The sequence below is a fragment of the Streptomyces sp. CA-106110 genome, from assembly GCF_050936285.1.
Lineage (GTDB): Bacteria > Actinomycetota > Actinomycetes > Streptomycetales > Streptomycetaceae > Streptomyces.
In genome coordinates this window covers 6,192,151-6,209,707 of record NZ_JBNJNB010000001.1, presented here as the reverse complement: position 1 = coordinate 6,209,707, position 17,557 = coordinate 6,192,151, and the positions used below count along the sequence as shown (strand labels likewise).

Here is a 17,557-nt window from a genome sequence, read left to right as displayed (position 1 = left end):
GTGCCACGCGGGCTGGCGGCTCCTGTCGTTCAGTACCAGGGCACGAAGGCGATTGGCTCCCAAGGCTGAGCAACGCTCAGGCTCGCTAAGTGGTCCGTGCCGGAAGTCCTTCGGGGGTTGACGCGGGAGCCGACGTTGTGTGTATCGCCTGGTCAGGTGCCGAGTGCGGCGAGGTGGAGGTGGCAGGCGCAGTCGAGGGCGTCTTGGGGGGTGCCGGCGAAGCCGCCGGTGGGCAGGAGGGAGTCCTCGTAGCGGTCGCTGCTGGCGTAGTAGAGGGCGAAGCCCCACCTGCTGGCGGTTCCGCCGTAGCGCAGGCGCATCAGCGTGACCCGTTCGCCGTCCGCCAGTTCCGCCTCCACGTAGGCAAAGGCTCCGCGGTGACGGACGTGCAGCCGCCTGATCTGCGGCCAGGTGGTGCGGGCATGCTCGCCAAGGCGCTGCTCGAGCGAGAGCCGGGTGGACTCCGAGGGTGTGGGCATGGCAGCCATCCTGCCCGAGGGGCCGCAGGGCGGGGCACGGCAGGATACGGGCTGTCGTGATCCACTTCTCCCGATCGGCCGTCGTTGCATGCCCGTTGCCCTGGCCCGCCCGATAACCCTGACCGCCGCCGAGCGAAAGCGGCTGAAGAAGATGGCCTACGGCCACAAGACCGAGTACCGGCTGCGGATGCGCACGCACATCGTCCTGCACGCGGCACGCGGACGCTCCAACGCGCGTATCGCCCGAGAGACGGGCCTGCACCTGGACACGGTGCGCCTCTGGCGGAGCCGGTTCGCCGAACACGGCCTGCCTGGGCTGTCCGACCGTGAACGCAGCGGCCGTCCGCCGGTGTTCACCGCGCTGCAAGTCGCCGAGGTCAAGGCCCTGGCCTGCCATCTGCCCGCCGAGACCGCCACGCCGTTATCGCGCTGGTCATGTCCGGAACTGGCCCGCGAGGTGGTCGCCCGGGCCATCGCCGGATCGGTCTCCGCCTCCACCGTGCGGCGCTGGCTCAAGGACGACGTGCTCAAGCCCTGGCAGCACAGGTCGTGGATCTTCATCCGCGACCCGGACTTCCGCACCAAGGCCAGCCGCATCATGGACCTGTACGCCCGCGCCTGGGACGGCGTTTCACTGCGCGAGGACGAGTACGTGATCTCTGCGGACGAGAAGACCTCCATCCAGGCCCGCTGCCGCTGCCACCCCACCCTGGCCCCCGGCCAGGCCCGGGCGATGCGCGTCAACCACACCTACGAACGCGGCGGCGCCTTGGCCTACCTGGCCGCCTACGACGTTCACCGGGCGAAGGTGTTCGGCCGCTGCGAACCCACCACCGGCATCAACCCGTTCATGAATCTGGTCACCCAGGTCATGAGCCAAGAGCCGTACGCCAGCGCCGAACGCGTCTTCTGGATCGTCGACAACGGCTCCTCCCACCGCGGACAGAAGGCCATCGACCGTCTGACCCGCGCCTTCCCCAACGCTGTCATGGTCCATACCCCAGTCCACGCCTCCTGGACGAACCAGGTGGAGATCTTCTTCTCGATCGTCCAGCGCAAGGTCGTCTCGCCCAACGACTTCACGGACCTCAATCAGGTCCGGGATCGGCTCCGATCTTTCGAAGACCGCTACAACGCCACGGCACAGCCGTTCCAGTGGAAGTTCACCACCTCCGACCTGGACAATCTGCTGGCCAGACTCGACCGGCATACCGCCGATCACCAGGAAGAATCCTCCGTCGCCAAGGCAGCGTGATCAACCCCCGAAGGACTTACGAACTCGACCACTAAGCCAATCAGAGACGCTCCATGGGCGAAGAGGTTGAGAAGGTCTATCACCCCGGGGAGATCGTTCCCGCTCCCGGAATGTACGAATGCGACTGTGGGCAGCGCCACAAGTACCACACCGGCGTGCGTGAGCGCTTTCCGTCGTTGGCCGAGGGGTGCAGGGGCAGCGGATGGCAACTGAAAGCCATTGGGCAACCCAACCCCTGACCTCGCGGGAGGGGCGGGCTTCCGGGCGGATCCACACCCACGCGGCCGCGGACTACGCGGGCCAGGTCCTCCGCGCCCGAGGGCGGGAAGCCGGGCGCCGTGTCGCGGCCGCCGAGACGCCGGTCGCGGGCGGTGCCGGCCGCGTGAGCCACACCGGAAATCCTCAGGAGAGGTGTCGCTAGAGTCGGCGTCCACAGCAGAATCACACAGTGGGGTGGGACAGATGAGACTGTGGCGCTGATGGTGACGTCCGCGTGCGGCACGGAGGGCGCGAAGACGGCCGCCAAGGCCGTCGACAACGGCGACATGATCGTGGCGGCGCTGGCGCGGGCTACCGACCGGACCGAGAACGTGGGGTCCGCCCAGGTCAGGATGACGACCGAGACGCATAGGTCCGGCCCGATCACCCTGGACGGCACGTACTCCTGGGGCCAGGGCCTCGCGTTCGACGTCATGATGGACACCAAGGCCGTGCGGGCGCCCGGGGAGCGGCCCGCCGCCGCCAAGACCCACACGGTGTTCGTGGACGGCGCCTACTACTACGACATCGGCCCGCGGCCTTCCGGCCCGCTCAAGGGCAAGGAGTGGATGAAGATCGACGCGTCGGCGGTGTTCGGCGACAAGGGCGCCCAGGCGTTCCAGGGGAACTCCGCCGCGGGCAGCCCCGCGTTCGCGATGAAGGGCCTGAAGTACGCCAACAACGTCGACGATCTCGGCAAGGAGACCGTCGACGGGCAGAGTGCGGCCCACTACCGGGCCGTGGTCGACAAGGAGCACATGGGCACGTTCAAGAAGGCCTACGGCGACCCGAACTACCTCTTCGGCGCGATGACCGGCCATGGTGACTCGATCACCATGGACATCTGGGTCGGTGCCAAGGACTTCCCGGTCCGGATGAAACAGCGGTTCGGCAGGGTGACGGTGACGATGGACTTCGAGAAGTTCGGCGCCACGGCCGCGATCAAGGCCCCGCCCGCCGCACAGACCGGTGATGTCACCGAGCAGCTGAAGAAGGCCGTCGCGCAGCAGCAGAGCATCGAGCAGGGCCGGACAAGGCGATGAAGGGCGGCCACAGGTTCACATCCTGTTGGCCCCACCAGTGAATAGACCCCCGATCCAGCAGGATCGGGGGTTTTTGCATCTACGGCTGACATCGGCCGAAGATCGCGTCTCCGTAACCGCGTGGCCATGAGCTATGGCCGTAGGTGCGATGCCGCCGTGAACAGGACGGGCACGCCCTTGTCGGCCATGGCGGGTTCTCGCATGGAGGGTCGTGGTCAAGGCTGTCCGGAGACGGCCGCAAGGCCCGGCACCTGGGAGCGGGTGCCGGGCAGACTGCCTGAGGCGTACGCAATTCGCCTGTGGGCCCACGATGTGCCGTGGGCGGTGGTGGTGCGGCGGGGAGAGGGTCAGTGCGCGAGGTGCGCGGGAAGCTCGGCGGAGGCCACGAGGGGGTCGAAGCGGGACTCCAGGGCCGAGCGGGCGAGGGGGATGGCCGGGCTGGTGTCCGTGAGCGGGCGGTGGCGGCAGGACGGGGAGGAGCCGTGGGCCTCGGCCCTGATGCGTTGCTTCATCGTGGGGGGTAGCCGTTTGTGGGACCAGTCGGCGGTGGACTGTCTTGGCACCATCTCGTCGGTGCTGGTGCCGACGCCGGCGCTGTCGCAGCCGTTGCTGTTGCTGTTGCGCTCCGGCTGGGCCTGGGGTACCGCCGCGGCGGCGGTCCTGGTGGTCAGTCCGAGCGCGGTGCACAGTGCCAGGAAGGCGGTGACGATGGCGGTCCACAGCTTCATGACCTTGTTCCCGGTCATGTCCCCTCACTTTCGGGTCGGGCGATTTGCGTACTTTCCTCATGATGTGTAAGGAGGTCGCGAAGTGGTGGACCGACGGCCGTGGCGCGTCGTTCTTCGGATGAACACCACCCGGATGGGCGCAAGACGTCCGTAAAGTTCGGGAAAGGCGGGGACGGCAGCGAACGTCACGGTCTGCGACATATGGTCACGTGGAGGCAGGGACCGTGTGGGCACGCCGTACTGCGGTACCCCGGGCCCGAGTTGAGGACCGACTCAGGTCGCCGACCGATATCGGTCGGTGTGTATAGTCGGGCGCCAGAGGTCCCCTACGTCAAGGAAAGACGAGGTCGCGCGGTGAAGAAGCTTCTCCTGGTCGCACTGGCCGCCATCGGCGGGCTCCTCGTGTACCGCCAGATCCAGGCGGATCGCGCCGAGCAGGATCTGTGGACGGAGGCGACTGACTCCGTGCCCACGGGTTCGTGAGGTCCGACAGACAACAGATTCGGAGCAGGCCCCGACCGCCGGAGCGGTCGGGGCTTTGTGTTGTGAAGAGGTGAGGCGCCGGATCGCGAGCGGATCGTTGCGGCCGGTCCTGCGCAAGGGGCGGGTGCCGCCGTGGCCTGCGGGGCAGGATGGGCGGCGGTTCGGGCGGCTACGGCGAGGGGGCGCGTGATGGGGTGGCGCATGGGTGCGGTACGCGGGGCGCTCGCGTACGGGCGGGTGCCGGCGCGGGCGGCGGTGACCCTGTGCGCCACGGCGCTCGCGCTGATGACGCCGGTGCTTCCGGTGCATGCCGCTCCGGTCTCCGCGTCCGCGGACGGAACCCGGACCCCGTACGCCTTCGCCCGTGACGCCCGGACGATTGAGGGCGCCGGCGGCACCACGGACGCGCTACGGCTGGATCCCGGGCGGACGTACAGGAGCACCCTGCCCGCCGCCGGCAAGCGCTACTACCGCCTGGAACTCGACTCCGCGGCCGACGCCTATGTCTCCGCGACGGCGGTCCCCGGGGCGGGAGCACAGGTCTCCTCTTCCGACGGTCTCAAGCTGTCCGTCCAGGACGCCGACGGCACCACCTGCTCCACCGGGACCGCGCACTTCGGCCCCACCCAGAGCCCGCACCCGATCACCGCCTCGGCCTCGCGCGAGACGGGTCCCGGTACGTACGGATGCAGGGGAGCGGGCGTCTACTACGTCGTGATCGAACGGCGCGGTGGGACCCCGACCGTGCCCTCGTCCGGCGACTGGGACCTGGAGCTCGACTACGTCTCCGAGCCCGCCCTGCGGCAGCCCGGTACGACGACCCCGCCCGGAGGCTGGAACTCCGCGCCGCCCGAGGCCGTCCTCGGGGACGCCACGCGGCGTGCGGGCGGCGCCGGATTCGCCGGTGCGAGCGCTGTGGGCCAGGGCGTCTGGCAGGACGCGGTCCGGCCCGGGCAGACCCTCTTCTACAAGGTGCCCGTCGACTGGGGGCAGCAGCTCTCCGCCACCGCCGAGCTGGGCAGCTCCACCGGGGGCGACGGCTATGTCGGCACCGCGGTCGCCATGTCCCTGTACAACCCCGTGCGGGCCCATGTCGACGACGCCGACGCCGGTTACAGCGGCGCCCAGACCTCGGCCGCGCTCGACCCGTCTGCGCCCGTCGACTATGCGAACCGCCACGCCGTGGGCGACCGTACGGGCGCGATGCGGTTCGCGGGCTGGTACTACCTCGCCGTGCACCTCGCGGCGTCCGTGACGGACAGGTTCGGGGACGGCCCGTTCGGGCTGACTCTGCGCGTGCGGGTGAGCGGGACGCCGAAGTCCGGGCCGGCGTACGCAGGGACGTCCGCACCCCGCGATGTGTTCACGGTGTCGGCGGCGGACCGGGAGGAAGCGGCGGCAAGGGTGTCCGAGGGGGCCGTTCCGGGCGGCGGTGCCACCGGTTCCGGCGGGCCGGGCGGTTCCACGGGATCCGGCGAACCCAAAGGGGGTGCGGCGGCAGGCTCCGGCGGACCGGGCCGGAGCGGCGCCGGGGACAGTGGAAAGGACGAGAGCTCCGGGACGATGAGGCTGGTGGCGATGGGCGGGATCGGCACCGGCAGCGCCCTGGTCCTGTGGCTCGCGCTGTGGACGGTGTTCGCCCGGTGGCGGGCGCGCAGCCGGTGGGCCGGGTGACCGACGCTCAGATGCGCGTCAGGGCCCAGAACCCCACCGCGAAGCAGACGAGCGCGAGCAACAGAACCGGTACGGCGATCTTCGCCGGCGGGCCCGGGCGCCGGACGGCCGGTTTTCCGCCGCGCCGTGCGATCTCCTGCGGCCGCGTGACGGCGTGCGGGGACTGGACGGCATACGCGTAGGCGGGCCGGCGCAGCACCGGGGCCGCGGAAGGGCCGGAGGGCACATGCGTGGGCTCGGGGCGCGATGCGTGGACCGGAGCCGGCGCCGGCGGCTGCTCTGGTGGGCGCGTCACCGTCCGGAGCGCCTCTCGCGGCAGCGGAGGCGGTAGATGGAAGCTCCCGGTGTCCGACATCGTCGGGGGCCGCTGGGACGGCGTCGGATCGACCGTGGGGCGGGGTGGTACGGCCAGGTGTGCGGCCTCGGGGGGTACGGCGGGGGATAGGGGTGAACCGGGCTGTACGGCGGAGGAAGGGGTCCCGGGAGCCGCCGACGGTGAGGGGGTGCCGACGGGCGCAGCCGGTGCGGGCGTACTGGTGCCGGGTTGTGCGGTCGCGGCGCTGCTGGTGCCGGCGGCTGTGGTCAGGCCGTTGTGGGGAGCGACGGATGACGACGTGCCGGTGCCGGGAGGCGGCGGCGTGGACGGGCCGGTTCGGGGGCCTTCGGCCGCGGACGTGCCGAGCCCTGTGGACGCGGCGGCGGACATACCGGTGCCGGAGGCGCTGGGCGCGGTGGTCGGCCGCGGCGGTATCGCGCCGGACATGAGCCCCGCGGGGCCGTTGCCCGTCCCGGGGGCTGTGGGCGGCCGGGACGTGGCGGAGCCGTTCACCCCGGCGGACCCGCTCTCCTCCGTCCGCGGTCCGTCGGGCCCGAATCCCTTCGGCAGCGGCCCGAGTTGGTCGAAGATCTCGACCTGCTCGTCGTCCGGGCCGGGTTCGGGCAGCAGCTCCGCGGCGGCGGCCAGGGCCTTGCGTGCTCCCGTGGCGGTACGGAACCGGGCGGCGGGGTCCGGCTGCAACAGCGTCGCCACGACCTCCCACAGGGGCGCGGGGACACTGCGGGGCGCTCCCGGTGTGCCGTGTGCCATGAAGTGCTCGATCAGCGCCCTGGTGTCCGGCTTGGCGCCCTCCAGCAGATACAGCGCGACCAGACCGACGCCGAACAGGTCGGCCGTGAAGTCCGGGTCGGCGCCCATCATTTGCTCGGGTGCGAGATAGCCGGGCGTACCCACCACATAGTCGGTCTCCGTCAGCCGCGGCTCGCCCAGGCGCATGGCGATGCCGAAGTCGGACAGCCGCAGCCGGGGCCGGGCGGTGCCGGTGGCTTCGAGAAGTACGTTGGCGGGCTTGATGTCCCGGTGCACCACTTTCTCCGCGTGCACGGCGGCCAGTCCGGACAGCAGCTGGTCCAGCAGGGTGCAGACAAGGGCCGGGGGCAGCGGGCCGTAGTCCCCGACGAGGTGGACCAGCGAGCCTCCGGCGACGAGATCCATGGTGAACAGGACCTTGTCGTCGTCCGCGGCCCAGCTGGCGGGAGCGAGCACATGGGGATGGTCGATACGCAGCGCTTGCTCGCGCACGAACCGCAGCAGCGCATGGGCGTCGCTCTGCTGCAGGACCTTGGCGGCCACATAGCGGCGCCGGCGTTGGTCCCAGGCGCGCCAGACCGCACCGACTCCCCCGCGCCCGATGGGATCGACCAGCTCGTACCGTCCGGCGAAGACCTCACCCATGGTCGTGCGTCGTGCCCCCTTCCGGACGGTGGTCAGGACTCCCGCGCACCCCCCGGCGCGAGAGTCCCCGGCAGTGCAGGTGTCGCTCAGTTCTGGTGGGCCTGGTAGTGCGCGACCGCGTCGGAGGTGCGGCCGGCGCCGTACACCCGGAGGAACTCTGCCAGTTCCGGGTGGGTCGGTGCGAGGGTCTCCGCGGCCTCGATGATGTCCCCGGCCGCCGCCACCGAGCGCAGCAGCGACTGGATCTCGCGGACCACGCGCTTGACCGTGGGCACGCCCGAACTGTTCGTCGTCTGTGTCGTGTTGTTGAGCACGGAACCCCCCTGCGACTTCTTGATCTCGTCCATCCGCTCGGTCGCCTCGGCGGCGCTCACGGTGCCGTCGGCGACCTGCCCCGCCAGGTCCCGAAGCAGCTGCACCCGCTGGACCACCGCGGGATTGCCGATCTTGGCGCGCTGACCGCTCATCAGCTGTGACAGCATCGGCGCGGACAGCCCCAGCACGCCAGCGAGACGCGCCTGGTTGAGCCCGAGATCGTCGATGAGCTTACGGAAGAGCGCCCCCAACGGCTCTCCGTACCAGTTCCGCTGCAGCTCCCGCGCTCTTGCGGTGGCTTCCTGCTGTGCGGCGTCCATTGCGTCTCCCCATCGCTTCCCCAAGTACCGCGGTTCGCTGTCGCGAACCACGACGAGCATCTTACGGAGAGCGGTTGTCCACGGGGAGCCCCATCTTTTTGTGAGATACGGGGGGTGACCCGGTACGCTGGTTTGCAGCGCCCGCCGGTCTCAGTTCGTACTGGTCGGACGCGCCTCCTCCGGGGCCTTAGCTCAGTTGGTAGAGCGCTGTCTTTGCATGGCAGATGTCAGGGGTTCGACTCCCCTAGGCTCCACACCCCGGACCGGTCAGACGCCCCTCGCGGCGGCTGGCCGGTTCTGTTGTGAGGGTGAGTCGCGCCACACCTGTGGATTTGCATTCATTGCATTTCTTTGCGCAAACACTTGCAAGGGGCACGGGTTCAGCGGCCCCCGCCCGGGTGGCGACTCCGGCTGCTTGGCAGCATGAGGTGATATGGACTGACTTATCCCGGCGTGATGCCCAAAGGTGGGTGAGTGGAGGGGTGCGCTCGGTGAGGGGGGTCTCCACGGAACTTGCACAGATGGTGCGTTGCAAACGTCATGGAACGGGGAAGGCGTAAACGCTCCGACGGGGACTCCACGGTTCGTTCCGATGTTCGGCGGCCGGCGGCCGGCGACCGGCGCCCCGCACCTCCGGTCCCCGCACCCCTGAGTACTGGTGCTGGTCCTGTCGCGCCCCTGCTGGGAGGGCCGGCGACCCATTTGGCGGACCATCAGGTCATCTGCGGATCCATTGGCGACGAACGCCGGCGGCAGGTCCTGGGCGGCGCGGCTGACCAGCGCGGTAGCGCCGAATGCCGCGCCCGCCAGGGTCGGCGGGGTGCCGGGCAGCGGCGCCGTGACGTGCTCGGATCGGCTCCACGGGGCAAGCATCGGGCGTCGGAAAAGCTGCACGCTTTGTCAGGGTATGTAACGCTTTTTAGCATTCCGTAGGAGAGTCTTCCCGGACCCTTCCGGGGTTCCCGCCCGGCGCCGACCAGGGGCACGGCGGGGGTCATGCGCCGCGGCGCGAAGCTGCCGAACGCCTACTGCACGCACAGCACCGCAGCAAGCCGCGATCCACATCCTGCGGAGACCACCCCCACGGGGACCACCACTGGATGGGACGATCCATGACCTCTGCCTCTGAAGACCTCCTCGACGTCCTCCGTATAGAGAAAGGCCATGCCGAGCCCGAGGAAGTGGCCGCCATCACGGCCGTCCTGCTGGCTCGTGCCGCGGCCCGGTCGTCCACGTGGGCCGCGGCCCACAGGGGCCGGAGCAAAGCCGGCTGGCGTCGCCCGGAGCGCTCCCATGGATTCTCGGCACCCCATAGTTGGCGGAGTTGAGGCCGCCACGAAGCCGAGGCCCCCACGGTGGCGTTTCACGTGAAACGCCACCGTGGGGCAGGAGACCCTCAAGTCTCCTGCCCCACGGTGCTGTTGCCGCCTGGTTGGACAGGCGGTGTCAGCGTCGGTCGTCGTTGTCCGAGTCCTCCTCGGCCTGCTTCGCCTCCACCTCGGGGTCCAGCACGCTCGGTCCGCTGCCGTCCACCGATGTCAGACGGTCGCTCTGCGGGACCTCGGTCGCGGCGGGCGGCTCGACGAGCCAGTCGGGGTTCGCCTGCCTGTCCCACCACTTCCAGGCGGCGAAGGCGCCGCCGGCCAGTACGCCCAGTACCGCCAGACCCTTGGCGATGCGGCCGGCCTTCGCCCGCCGCTGCTGCTTGCGCACCAGCTTCTGGATCTGTCGCGGCGAGATCTGACCGCGCAGCGCGGCCAGCGCCGCAACACTGCGGGCCGCCGCCTCGTCCCGTGCCGGGCCTGCCGCGGCGACCGCCTGCTCGAACCGGGGACGGGAGTAGTCGGCGGCCTGCCGAGCAGCCTTGCGGGTGTAGGCCGCGGCATCCTGTGCGGCCTGGTCGACCCTGGGCGGCACATGGGTGCGGGCCTGTTCCAGGGCTTGTTCCAGGCGCGGGGCGAGATAGGCGTCGTACTGGACGCGGGCCTGTCCGGCGGCCTGCGACACCTTCGGCGCGAGTCGGACGCGCGCCTCGTGTGCGTAGTGCGCGGCCTTGTCCTTGGCCGTGTCGGCGTAGGGCGCCACCACTTCCGCGGCATGCAGCACGCTGTCCTTCGCCGAACCGGTCGCGGCGCGCACGCTGTCGATGCGGGTCACGGGTTCCTCCTCCTCGGTGGCGTACGGTAATTCGACTTTCCAGCCTTTTACGGATCATGCCTCTCGAAGAAGCGCCGGGCATGCGAGCAGGGGCATCCGGGTCATGGGACTCATAGCGGACGGCCCCGGTCCGCGTCCGGGGTCGGTGACGAGGGGAATGATCATGCGCATCGGCCGATCACATGCAATAGCGGATGAATACGGGGCAACAGGAGCTTGACGACGACAATGCCACGGATCTCCGCTCTGCGCCCCCGCGACGGGACGACTCGGCTTGTTTTCCAAGCGCCCGGAGCACGGGACAGGGCCCCAGAGCCGCCCGCGACCGCTCCGGCACGCCCAGATGACGGTGGAGCGACGCGCGGATGTCCACACAGAGGTGGGGCCGGGCGACGTGGGGCGCATACCGTGCGAGGATCGGGGAGTCACAGAGGACAACGGAAGGCAGATCGTGGCTGAGCAGCTTTACGCCACCCTGAAGACCAACCACGGCGACATCCAGGTCCGGCTTCTGCCGAACCACGCGCCCAAGACGGTCCGGAACTTCGTCGAGCTCGCCAAGGGCGAGCGTGAGTGGACCCACCCCGCCACCGGCGAGAAGTCCGCCAAGAAGCTCTACGACGGCACGGTCTTCCACCGGGTGATCAGCGGTTTCATGATCCAGGGCGGCGACCCGCTGGGCAACGGCACCGGCGGCCCCGGGTACCAGTTCGAGGACGAGTTCCACCCGGACCTCGCGTTCGACAAGCCGTACCTGCTGGCCATGGCCAACGCCGGCCCGGGCACCAACGGCTCGCAGTTCTTCATCACCGTCTCGCCGACGGCCTGGCTGACCCGGAAGCACACCATCTTCGGCGAGGTCACCGACGCGGCCAGCCAGAAGGTCGTGGACTCCATCGCCACCACTCAGACCAACCCGCGCACGGACCGCCCGGTCAACGACGTCGTCATCGAGTCGGTCGTCGTCGAGTCCCGCGAGGGCTGAGCCCGAGGGGCACACCGCACGAGGGAACAAAACCGCCCCGCCCGTCCGTAGAAGGAAGGGCGGGGCACCCCGTCGTACGCGGAGAGTGAGGGACCCATGGACCAGGCGCCAGGCAGCCCACCCCAGGGCCCGCCGCACCAGGGGCCGCACGGAGCACGGGAGCTGCCGGTCTGCTACCGGCACCCGGACCGTGAGACGGGTATCCGCTGCACCCGCTGTGAGCGCCCGATCTGCCCGGAGTGCATGGTCAACGCCTCGGTCGGCTTCCAGTGCCCGGACTGCGTGCGCAGCGGCTCCGGCACGGGGCACGCCCCTGCCGCCTCGGCGCCCCGCACGCTCGCGGGCGGAACCGTCACCGCCGACCCCCGGCTGCTCACCAAGCTGCTGATCGGGATCAATCTGGCGGTCTTCCTGGTGCAGCTGTCGGTGGGCGACCGCTTCACGGACCGGTTCGAGCTCCTCGGCCAGGCCTACGTCCCGCTGCTCGGCTCGGTCGAGGGCATCGCGCAGGGCCAGTGGTACCGCCTCCTGACAGCGATGTTCCTGCACGGCAACTTTGTCCACATCCTGTTCAACATGCTCAGCCTGTGGTGGATCGGCGGCCCGCTGGAAGCAGCTCTCGGCCGTGCCCGCTATTTCGCGCTCTACTTCTCCGCCGGGCTGGCCGGCAGTGCGCTCACCTATCTGATCGCCGCCCCGAACCAGCCCTCGCTCGGTGCCTCCGGCGCGATCTTCGGGCTCTTCGGCGCCACGGCCGTGCTGATGCGCCGGCTCCGCTACGACATGCGGCCCGTGATCGCGCTCCTGGTGATCAACCTGATCTTCACGTTCGGGTGGAGCAATATTGCATGGCAGGCCCACATCGGGGGACTCGTCGGCGGCGTGGTGGTGGGCTACGCCATGGTTCACGCCCCGCGTCAGAGGAGGGCTCTCGTGCAGTACGGGGTGTGCGCGCTGGTGCTGGCCGCCGTGGTCCTCATGACGGTCCTCAGAACTGCCCAGCTCACCTGAACAGCCGATGTGTACGGGCCGTAGCCCGAGGTTGTACCCAGCGTTGTCCACAGTCTGTGGCGGATCTTGTGCACCTGGTGGGGAACGACCGCGCCCCCTGTCACTGACCGGAGTTTTCCCAGGTCGGACAGGGGGCGAACAGTTTTGCGGGAGCCGGTGATTCCGTCATACCGGTGTCAACGCCCGAACAGTTATCCACAGATGGTCGTTCTTTTTCCACTGGTCGCGGACTCTGTGGACAAGGCTGTGGATAACTCAGCGCACAGCCATGGGCAGAGCCGGCCGTGAGCGGGCGTGAGCCGCTACTTCCACTGCGTGGAGACGCCGAACCCGGCCGCGATGAATCCGAAGCCCACCACGATGTTCCAGTTGCGGAGGGCGTGGATCGGCAGTGAGCCGTCGGTCACGTAGAAAACGACGATCCAGGCGAGACCGATGATGAACATGGCCAGCATGACCGGCGCCACCCAGCCACGGCTGTTCAGCTTGATAGCCGTGGCTTGCTTGGACGGCGGCGGCGTGTAGTCGGCCTTCTTGCGGATACGTGACTTCGGCACGAGGGTCTCTCCTGTCGATGCGCTGCGTGGCCGCGCAGGGAACTGGGGCGGGCTCCGGGGCAGCGTACAAGGGGACACTGAGCGCTCCCCCGGGCGTCCGTTAGCGTAGTGCTTCCGCGGCGCCGAAGGAGATAAGGGTACGTTGAGCAATACTGCCGACTCCTCCCAGCCGGGTCCCGACTCCCCGGAAACGGGGTCCACGGGGTCCGCCTCCCCGCGCACACGCCGACTGAGGCCCGTGCGCGTCCTGACCGTGGGCGTCTTCGCGCTCGCCGGCCTGCTCTTCTTCACCAGCTTCAACACGGCCAGGGGCACCAACATCCGCACGGACTCCTCGCTGCTGAAGCTGTCCGACCTCATCCACGACCGCAGCCACAAGAACGCCCTGCTCGATGAGTCCAACGCCACACTGCGGGACGACGTGGACACCCTGGCCAAGCGCACGGGCGGCAGCACCAGCAAGGCCGAGGAGGCCCGGCTCGCGGCGCTGGAGAAGAACGCGGGCACCGAGAAGCTCACCGGCAGGGCCGTCACGGTCACCCTCAACGACGCCCCGCCGAACGCCACGGCCAAGCTCCCCGGCTACCCCGAGCCGCAGCCCGACTACCTGGTCATCCACCAGCAGGACCTCCAGGCCGTCGTGAACGCCCTGTGGCAGGGCGGCGCACAGGGCATCAAGGTCATGGACCAGCGGCTGATCTCCACCAGCGCCGTGCGGTGCGTGGGCAACACCCTGATCCTCCAGGGCCGGGTCTACTCGCCCCCGTACAAGATCACTGCCGTCGGGGACCCGGACAAGCTGCAGAAGGCGGTCGCCGCCTCGCCCGCGATCCAGAACTACATGGTGTACGTCAACGTCTACGGCCTCGGCTGGAAAGTCACCGAGGACGGGACGGTGACTCTCCCCGGCTACTCGGGCACAGTGGATCTGCACTACGCGAAGCCCGTGGAGTAGAGCCGGGAACAGCTGCCGCTGGGGGAAACCTGTGTCGGTGCGCGTGATCGTCCGGACCGTCAGCGAACTGTGCATCACCGCCGGCACTCTCATCGTCCTCTTCGTCGTCTATGTGCTGTTCTGGACCGGTGTGAAGGCCGACAGTGCGATGAACGAGCAGGTCGACCAGTTGCAGCGGCAGTGGTCGACGGGGACGGTGCGGCCGACGACGGCGGCCGGCGGCCCGGCGAGCCCGCGGAAACCGGCGCCGTACGTCCCCGGCCGGCCGTTCGCCGTCATGTACATCCCACGGCTCGGTTTCACGTGGAACAAGCCCGTGCTCGAGGACACGGCCGTGGACACCCTGAAGAAGGGGCTCGGCCACTACACGGGCTCGGCCCGGCTCGGCCAGGAGGGCAACTTCGCGGTCGCCGGCCACCGGCGCACCTACGGCGACCCCTTCAAGGACTTCCCAAGGCTGCGGTCCGGTGACGCCGTCGTCCTCACCGACGGCACAACCTGGTTCACGTATCGGATCGACAAAGGCCCATACAAAACCGTGCCCACGGACGCTGAAGTAATCGACCCTGTACCACGTAAATCGGGTTACAAGCGTCCGGGCCGGTATCTGACGCTGACCACGTGCGATCCCGAATGGGGGCACAGTCACCGGCTGATCGTCTGGGCGCACCTCGATTCCACACAGCCTGTGGAGGCAGGGAAACCGGCGGCTCTGCGCCGTTAGTCTGGTGGCGTACGGCGTGAGTCTGGTGCCGTGGAGAGACGGAAGGGACGGCATGTACGGCTGGATCTGGCGGCATCTGCCGGGCAACGCATGGCTGAAGGCACTGATCTCCCTCGTGCTGGTCCTGGCTGTGGTCTACGCCCTGTTCCAATACGTCTTCCCGTGGGCAGAACCGCTGTTGCCCTTCAACGATGTGACGGTGGACAACCAGTGAGCGCCCGCATCCTCGTCGTCGACAACTACGACAGCTTCGTCTTCAACCTGGTGCAGTACCTGTACCAACTGGGCGCCGAGTGCGAGGTGCTGCGCAACGACGAGGTCTCGACGGGACACGCCCAGGACGGCTTCGACGGCGTGCTGTTGTCCCCCGGCCCCGGCACCCCCGAGCAGGCGGGTGTCTGCGTGGAGATGGTGCGGCACTGTGCCGCGACCGGCGTCCCCGTCTTCGGTGTCTGCCTGGGCATGCAGTCGATGCAGGTGGCCTACGGCGGTGTCGTCGACCGTGCGCCGGAGCTCCTGCACGGCAAGACCTCGCTGGTCGAGCACGAGGGCAAGGGTGTCTTCGCCGGGCTGCCGTCCCCCTTCACCGCGACCCGTTACCACTCCCTGGCCGCCGAGCCGGAGACGGTGCCGGCCGAGCTGGAGGTCACGGCGCGCACCCACGACGGGATCATCATGGGTCTCAGGCACCGCGAACTCCCTGTGGAGGGCGTGCAGTTCCATCCCGAGTCGGTGCTGACCGAGCACGGCCACCGGATGCTGGCCAACTGGCTGGTGGAGTGCGGTGACCAGGGAGCCGTGGCGAGATCGACGGGGCTCGCCCCGGTGGTGGGCAGGGCCACGGCGTGACCGCCCTGCGCCCCGAGCGCGAGACCGGCGCCTCCTACGGCGGCGCCGCGGAACCGGGACCCCCGTACGCGCAGCAGCCGTACGGGGGCGCCGGAGCGTGGCAGGGGCAGGAGTGGCACGGCAGCGCGGGCTACGGCGACCAGGCGTACGCGGACCCGTCGTACGGGCAGCAGGCGTCCCAGCAGGCGTACGACCCCACCGGGGCACCGCCCTCCTACGGCGAGCCCGTGACCGCCCCCTCCTACGGCGCACCGGCGCCCGTGGACAGTGAGACGGTCGCGCTGCGCTCCGCGGACGTGGAGGAGGCCCGGCGGGCCGCGGACCGCATCGGTGACGCCGGTGACACACCCCCGTCCGGCGGCCGCGCCGCGCGGCGCAAGGCGGCGCGGCGACACGGGCGGCGTGGGAACGGTCCCCAGACGGCCGAGACGGCCGCTGGGACGCCCGCAGAGGCCCCCAGATCCCGTCTGGAGGCCCGGCGGGCCGCGCGGGCCCAGAAGCCCAGCACGGGCGTCCTGGTGAGCCGTGTGGTGGGCGAGCTGTTCATCACCACCGGTGTGGTGATGCTGCTGTTCGTGACGTACCAGCTGTGGTGGTCGAATGTGCGGGCGCACCAGGAGGCGGGCAGCACCGCGCAGCACCTGCAGCAGGACTGGGCCACCGGCAAGCGGGAACCGGGCGAGTTCGCGCCCGGGCAGGGCTTCGCCCTGCTGCACATCCCGAAGCTGGACGTGGTCGCGCCGATCGCGGAGGGCACCAGCAAGACGAAGGTGCTCGACAAGGGCATGGTCGGGCACTACGGCGAGGGCAGCCTGAAGACGGCGATGCCGGACGCCAAGACGGGCAACTTCGGGCTCGCGGGACACCGGAACACACACGGCGAGCCGTTCCGGTACATCAACCGTCTGCGGCCGGGTGACTCGATCGTGGTGGAGACGCAGGACGCGTACTACGTCTACAAGATGACGTCCACCCTTCCGGTGACGTCGCCGTCGAACACCGGCGTCCTCGCCCCCGTACCGAAGGGCTCCGGTTTCACCCAGCCAGGCCGCTACATCACGCTGACCACCTGTACTCCGGAGTTCACCAGCACGTACCGGTTGATCGTGTGGGGCAAGATGGTCGAGGAACGGCCGCGCAGCAAGGGCAAGCCGGACGCGCTCATTTCGTAGGACACGCGGACCCGGCAGGGCACGCGGGCTCACAGGCACGTGGAAAAGACGGGGCAGATGCAGTGGGAGTGACGACCGACCAGGACGAGCAGACCGGCGCGATGTCGCCAGGCGCCGGCTTCCCGTCCGGACCGCGGCAGGGCGGGCGCGGCAGGGTGGCAGCGGCCGTCAGCGTCTTCGGAGAACTGCTCATCACGGCGGGCCTGGTCCTCGGCCTGTTCGTCGTGTACTCGCTGTGGTGGACGAACGTGATAGCGGACCGCAGGGCCGACCAGCAGGGCAACAAGGTGCGCGACCACTGGGCGGCCGGGAAGGACGCCGGGCCGGGTGCGCTGGACACCAAGGACGGCATCGGCTTCCTGCACGTGCCGGCGATGAAGAACGGCGATGTGCTGGTCGAGAAGGGCACGTCGACGGACGTCCTGAACAACGGCGTCGCCGGCTACTACATCGACCCCGTCAAGGCGACGCTGCCGATGACGGGCAAGACCGGCAACTTCGCGCTGGCCGCGCACCGCGACGGGCACGGGGCGAAGTTCCACAACATCGACAAGGTGAGGAAGGGCGACCCGATCGTCTTCGAGACGAAGGACAACTGGTACGTCTACAAGGTCTTCTCGATCCTGCCGCAGACGTCGAAGTACGACGTGAAGGTCCTCGGCGCCGTCCCCAAGCAGGCCGGTGTGAAGAAGCCGGGCCACTACATCACCCTGACGACGTGCACCCCGGTTTACACATCGGAGTACCGCTACATCGTGTGGGGCGAACTGGAGCGCGTGCAGAAGGTCGACAGCAAGCGGACCCCGCCGAAGGAGCTGGGCTGAGCGCCGTACTTCCCCGGACACACGACTGAGCCCCGG

At 69.4% G+C, this 17,557-nt stretch carries 19 protein-coding genes and 1 tRNA gene; 14 read left to right on the top strand and 6 right to left on the bottom strand.

Translation table 11 applies throughout. The annotated features are described in order from the left end of the window. Positions 1-152: 152 nt before the first annotated feature. A complete protein-coding gene (locus tag ACQEXA_RS28620; protein ID WP_432920489.1) occupies positions 153-479 on the bottom strand; it encodes a PH domain-containing protein in 327 nt (108 codons plus the stop codon). An 88-nt stretch (positions 480-567) separates the two neighbouring features. Between ACQEXA_RS28620 and ACQEXA_RS28615 the strand changes: the two genes are divergently transcribed. Together ACQEXA_RS28615 and ACQEXA_RS28610 are read left to right on the top strand one after the other, a co-directional pair. Then, entirely contained in the window at positions 568-1,734 is a 1,167-nt protein-coding gene (locus ACQEXA_RS28615) for an IS630 family transposase (RefSeq protein WP_433128100.1), read from the top strand. 479 nt (positions 1,735-2,213) lie between these two features. Then, entirely contained in the window at positions 2,214-3,035 is an 822-nt protein-coding gene (locus tag ACQEXA_RS28610) for a hypothetical protein (RefSeq protein ID WP_433131480.1), read from the top strand. Between the two features lie 347 nt (positions 3,036-3,382). On the opposite strand, the gene ACQEXA_RS28605 is transcribed toward ACQEXA_RS28610, so the two are convergent. After that, positions 3,383-3,781, bottom strand: a complete 399-nt coding sequence (locus ACQEXA_RS28605) for a DUF6344 domain-containing protein (protein ID WP_432930154.1) — start codon at positions 3,779-3,781, stop codon at positions 3,383-3,385. Between the two features lie 336 nt (positions 3,782-4,117). Here ACQEXA_RS28605 and ACQEXA_RS28600 point away from each other — a divergent pair, with 336 nt between their 5' ends. Together ACQEXA_RS28600 and ACQEXA_RS28595 are read left to right on the top strand one after the other, a co-directional pair. Then, on the top strand, positions 4,118-4,246 hold the full coding sequence (locus ACQEXA_RS28600; protein ID WP_003999697.1) for a DLW-39 family protein: 129 nt from the start codon (positions 4,118-4,120) through the stop codon (positions 4,244-4,246). Between the two features lie 201 nt (positions 4,247-4,447). Continuing rightward, positions 4,448-5,920 carry a hypothetical protein gene (locus ACQEXA_RS28595; RefSeq protein ID WP_433131478.1) on the top strand — a complete coding sequence of 491 codons (1,473 nt, stop codon included), beginning with the start codon at positions 4,448-4,450 and terminating at the stop codon, positions 5,918-5,920. A 7-nt stretch (positions 5,921-5,927) separates the two neighbouring features. On the opposite strand, the gene ACQEXA_RS28590 is transcribed toward ACQEXA_RS28595, so the two are convergent. Both ACQEXA_RS28590 and ACQEXA_RS28585 read right to left on the bottom strand, forming a co-directional pair. Next, on the bottom strand, positions 5,928-7,652 hold the full coding sequence (locus tag ACQEXA_RS28590; protein WP_433131476.1) for a protein kinase domain-containing protein: 1,725 nt from the start codon (positions 7,650-7,652) through the stop codon (positions 5,928-5,930). Between the two features lie 86 nt (positions 7,653-7,738). After that, the gene (locus tag ACQEXA_RS28585) at positions 7,739-8,287 is read right to left on the bottom strand and encodes a helix-turn-helix domain-containing protein (RefSeq protein ID WP_432930160.1); all 549 of its coding nucleotides are present in this window, start codon (positions 8,285-8,287) and stop codon (positions 7,739-7,741) included. 181 nt (positions 8,288-8,468) lie between these two features. Here ACQEXA_RS28585 and ACQEXA_RS28580 point away from each other — a divergent pair. Together ACQEXA_RS28580 and ACQEXA_RS28575 are read left to right on the top strand one after the other, a co-directional pair. After that, a tRNA-Ala gene (locus ACQEXA_RS28580) sits at positions 8,469-8,541 on the top strand. Positions 8,542-9,399: 858 nt separating this feature from the next. After that, the gene (locus ACQEXA_RS28575; protein ID WP_432930162.1) at positions 9,400-9,615 is read left to right on the top strand and encodes an acyl-CoA carboxylase subunit epsilon; all 216 of its coding nucleotides are present in this window, start codon (positions 9,400-9,402) and stop codon (positions 9,613-9,615) included. A gap of 118 nt (positions 9,616-9,733) precedes the next feature. On the opposite strand, the gene ACQEXA_RS28570 is transcribed toward ACQEXA_RS28575, so the two are convergent. After that, on the bottom strand, positions 9,734-10,444 hold the full coding sequence (locus ACQEXA_RS28570; RefSeq protein WP_432930164.1) for a DUF5324 family protein: 711 nt from the start codon (positions 10,442-10,444) through the stop codon (positions 9,734-9,736). Between the two features lie 451 nt (positions 10,445-10,895). Between ACQEXA_RS28570 and ACQEXA_RS28565 the strand changes: the two genes are divergently transcribed. Both ACQEXA_RS28565 and ACQEXA_RS28560 read left to right on the top strand, forming a co-directional pair. Beyond that, entirely contained in the window at positions 10,896-11,429 is a 534-nt protein-coding gene (locus tag ACQEXA_RS28565; RefSeq protein WP_359390448.1) for a peptidylprolyl isomerase, read from the top strand. 96 nt (positions 11,430-11,525) lie between these two features. Continuing rightward, a complete protein-coding gene (locus ACQEXA_RS28560; protein ID WP_359390445.1) occupies positions 11,526-12,440 on the top strand; it encodes a rhomboid family intramembrane serine protease in 915 nt (304 codons plus the stop codon). A 302-nt stretch (positions 12,441-12,742) separates the two neighbouring features. On the opposite strand, the gene crgA is transcribed toward ACQEXA_RS28560, so the two are convergent. After that, complete coding sequence (gene crgA / locus ACQEXA_RS28555) at positions 12,743-12,997, bottom strand: cell division protein CrgA (RefSeq protein ID WP_359390442.1); 255 nt, start codon at positions 12,995-12,997, stop codon at positions 12,743-12,745. Positions 12,998-13,139: 142 nt separating this feature from the next. Between crgA and ACQEXA_RS28550 the strand changes: the two genes are divergently transcribed. The 6 genes from ACQEXA_RS28550 to ACQEXA_RS28525 all read left to right on the top strand — a co-directional run bounded on the left by ACQEXA_RS28550 (position 13,140) and on the right by ACQEXA_RS28525 (position 17,521). Then, the gene (locus ACQEXA_RS28550) at positions 13,140-13,952 is read left to right on the top strand and encodes a DUF881 domain-containing protein (protein WP_432930166.1); all 813 of its coding nucleotides are present in this window, start codon (positions 13,140-13,142) and stop codon (positions 13,950-13,952) included. Between the two features lie 37 nt (positions 13,953-13,989). Next, the gene (locus tag ACQEXA_RS28545; protein ID WP_433131473.1) at positions 13,990-14,676 is read left to right on the top strand and encodes a class E sortase; all 687 of its coding nucleotides are present in this window, start codon (positions 13,990-13,992) and stop codon (positions 14,674-14,676) included. A gap of 52 nt (positions 14,677-14,728) precedes the next feature. Then, a complete protein-coding gene (locus ACQEXA_RS28540) occupies positions 14,729-14,890 on the top strand; it encodes a hypothetical protein (protein ID WP_359390432.1) in 162 nt (53 codons plus the stop codon). Further along, positions 14,887-15,525, top strand: a complete 639-nt coding sequence (locus tag ACQEXA_RS28535) for an aminodeoxychorismate/anthranilate synthase component II (protein ID WP_359390429.1) — start codon at positions 14,887-14,889, stop codon at positions 15,523-15,525. The genes ACQEXA_RS28540 and ACQEXA_RS28535 overlap by 4 nt, the downstream gene beginning before the upstream one ends. Next, a complete protein-coding gene (locus ACQEXA_RS28530; RefSeq protein WP_432930170.1) occupies positions 15,522-16,697 on the top strand; it encodes a class E sortase in 1,176 nt (391 codons plus the stop codon). Before ACQEXA_RS28535 ends, ACQEXA_RS28530 begins: the two co-directional genes overlap by 4 nt. Positions 16,698-16,798: 101 nt before the next feature. Beyond that, a complete protein-coding gene (locus tag ACQEXA_RS28525) occupies positions 16,799-17,521 on the top strand; it encodes a class E sortase (RefSeq protein WP_433134640.1) in 723 nt (240 codons plus the stop codon). The last annotated feature ends 36 nt before the right edge of the window (positions 17,522-17,557 follow it).

What these genes read in the sequence shown, in the direction of transcription:
- ACQEXA_RS28595 (WP_433131478.1), top strand. Translation starts at nt 4,448, where the DNA reads ATGGGTGCGGTACGCGGGGCGCTCGCGTACGGGCGGGTGCCGGCGCGG.
- ACQEXA_RS28575 (WP_432930162.1), top strand. Translation starts at nt 9,400, where the DNA reads ATGACCTCTGCCTCTGAAGACCTCCTCGACGTCCTCCGTATAGAGAAA.
- ACQEXA_RS28585 (WP_432930160.1), bottom strand. Translation starts at nt 8,287, where the DNA reads ATGGACGCCGCACAGCAGGAAGCCACCGCAAGAGCGCGGGAGCTGCAG.
- ACQEXA_RS28560 (WP_359390445.1), top strand. Translation starts at nt 11,526, where the DNA reads ATGGACCAGGCGCCAGGCAGCCCACCCCAGGGCCCGCCGCACCAGGGG.
- ACQEXA_RS28605 (WP_432930154.1), bottom strand. Translation starts at nt 3,781, where the DNA reads ATGACCGGGAACAAGGTCATGAAGCTGTGGACCGCCATCGTCACCGCC.
- ACQEXA_RS28590 (WP_433131476.1), bottom strand. Translation starts at nt 7,652, where the DNA reads ATGGGTGAGGTCTTCGCCGGACGGTACGAGCTGGTCGATCCCATCGGG.
- ACQEXA_RS28615 (WP_433128100.1), top strand. Translation starts at nt 568, where the DNA reads ATGCCCGTTGCCCTGGCCCGCCCGATAACCCTGACCGCCGCCGAGCGA.
- ACQEXA_RS28610 (WP_433131480.1), top strand. Translation starts at nt 2,214, where the DNA reads ATGGTGACGTCCGCGTGCGGCACGGAGGGCGCGAAGACGGCCGCCAAG.
- ACQEXA_RS28525 (WP_433134640.1), top strand. Translation starts at nt 16,799, where the DNA reads ATGTCGCCAGGCGCCGGCTTCCCGTCCGGACCGCGGCAGGGCGGGCGC.
- ACQEXA_RS28620 (WP_432920489.1), bottom strand. Translation starts at nt 479, where the DNA reads ATGCCCACACCCTCGGAGTCCACCCGGCTCTCGCTCGAGCAGCGCCTT.
- ACQEXA_RS28540 (WP_359390432.1), top strand. Translation starts at nt 14,729, where the DNA reads ATGTACGGCTGGATCTGGCGGCATCTGCCGGGCAACGCATGGCTGAAG.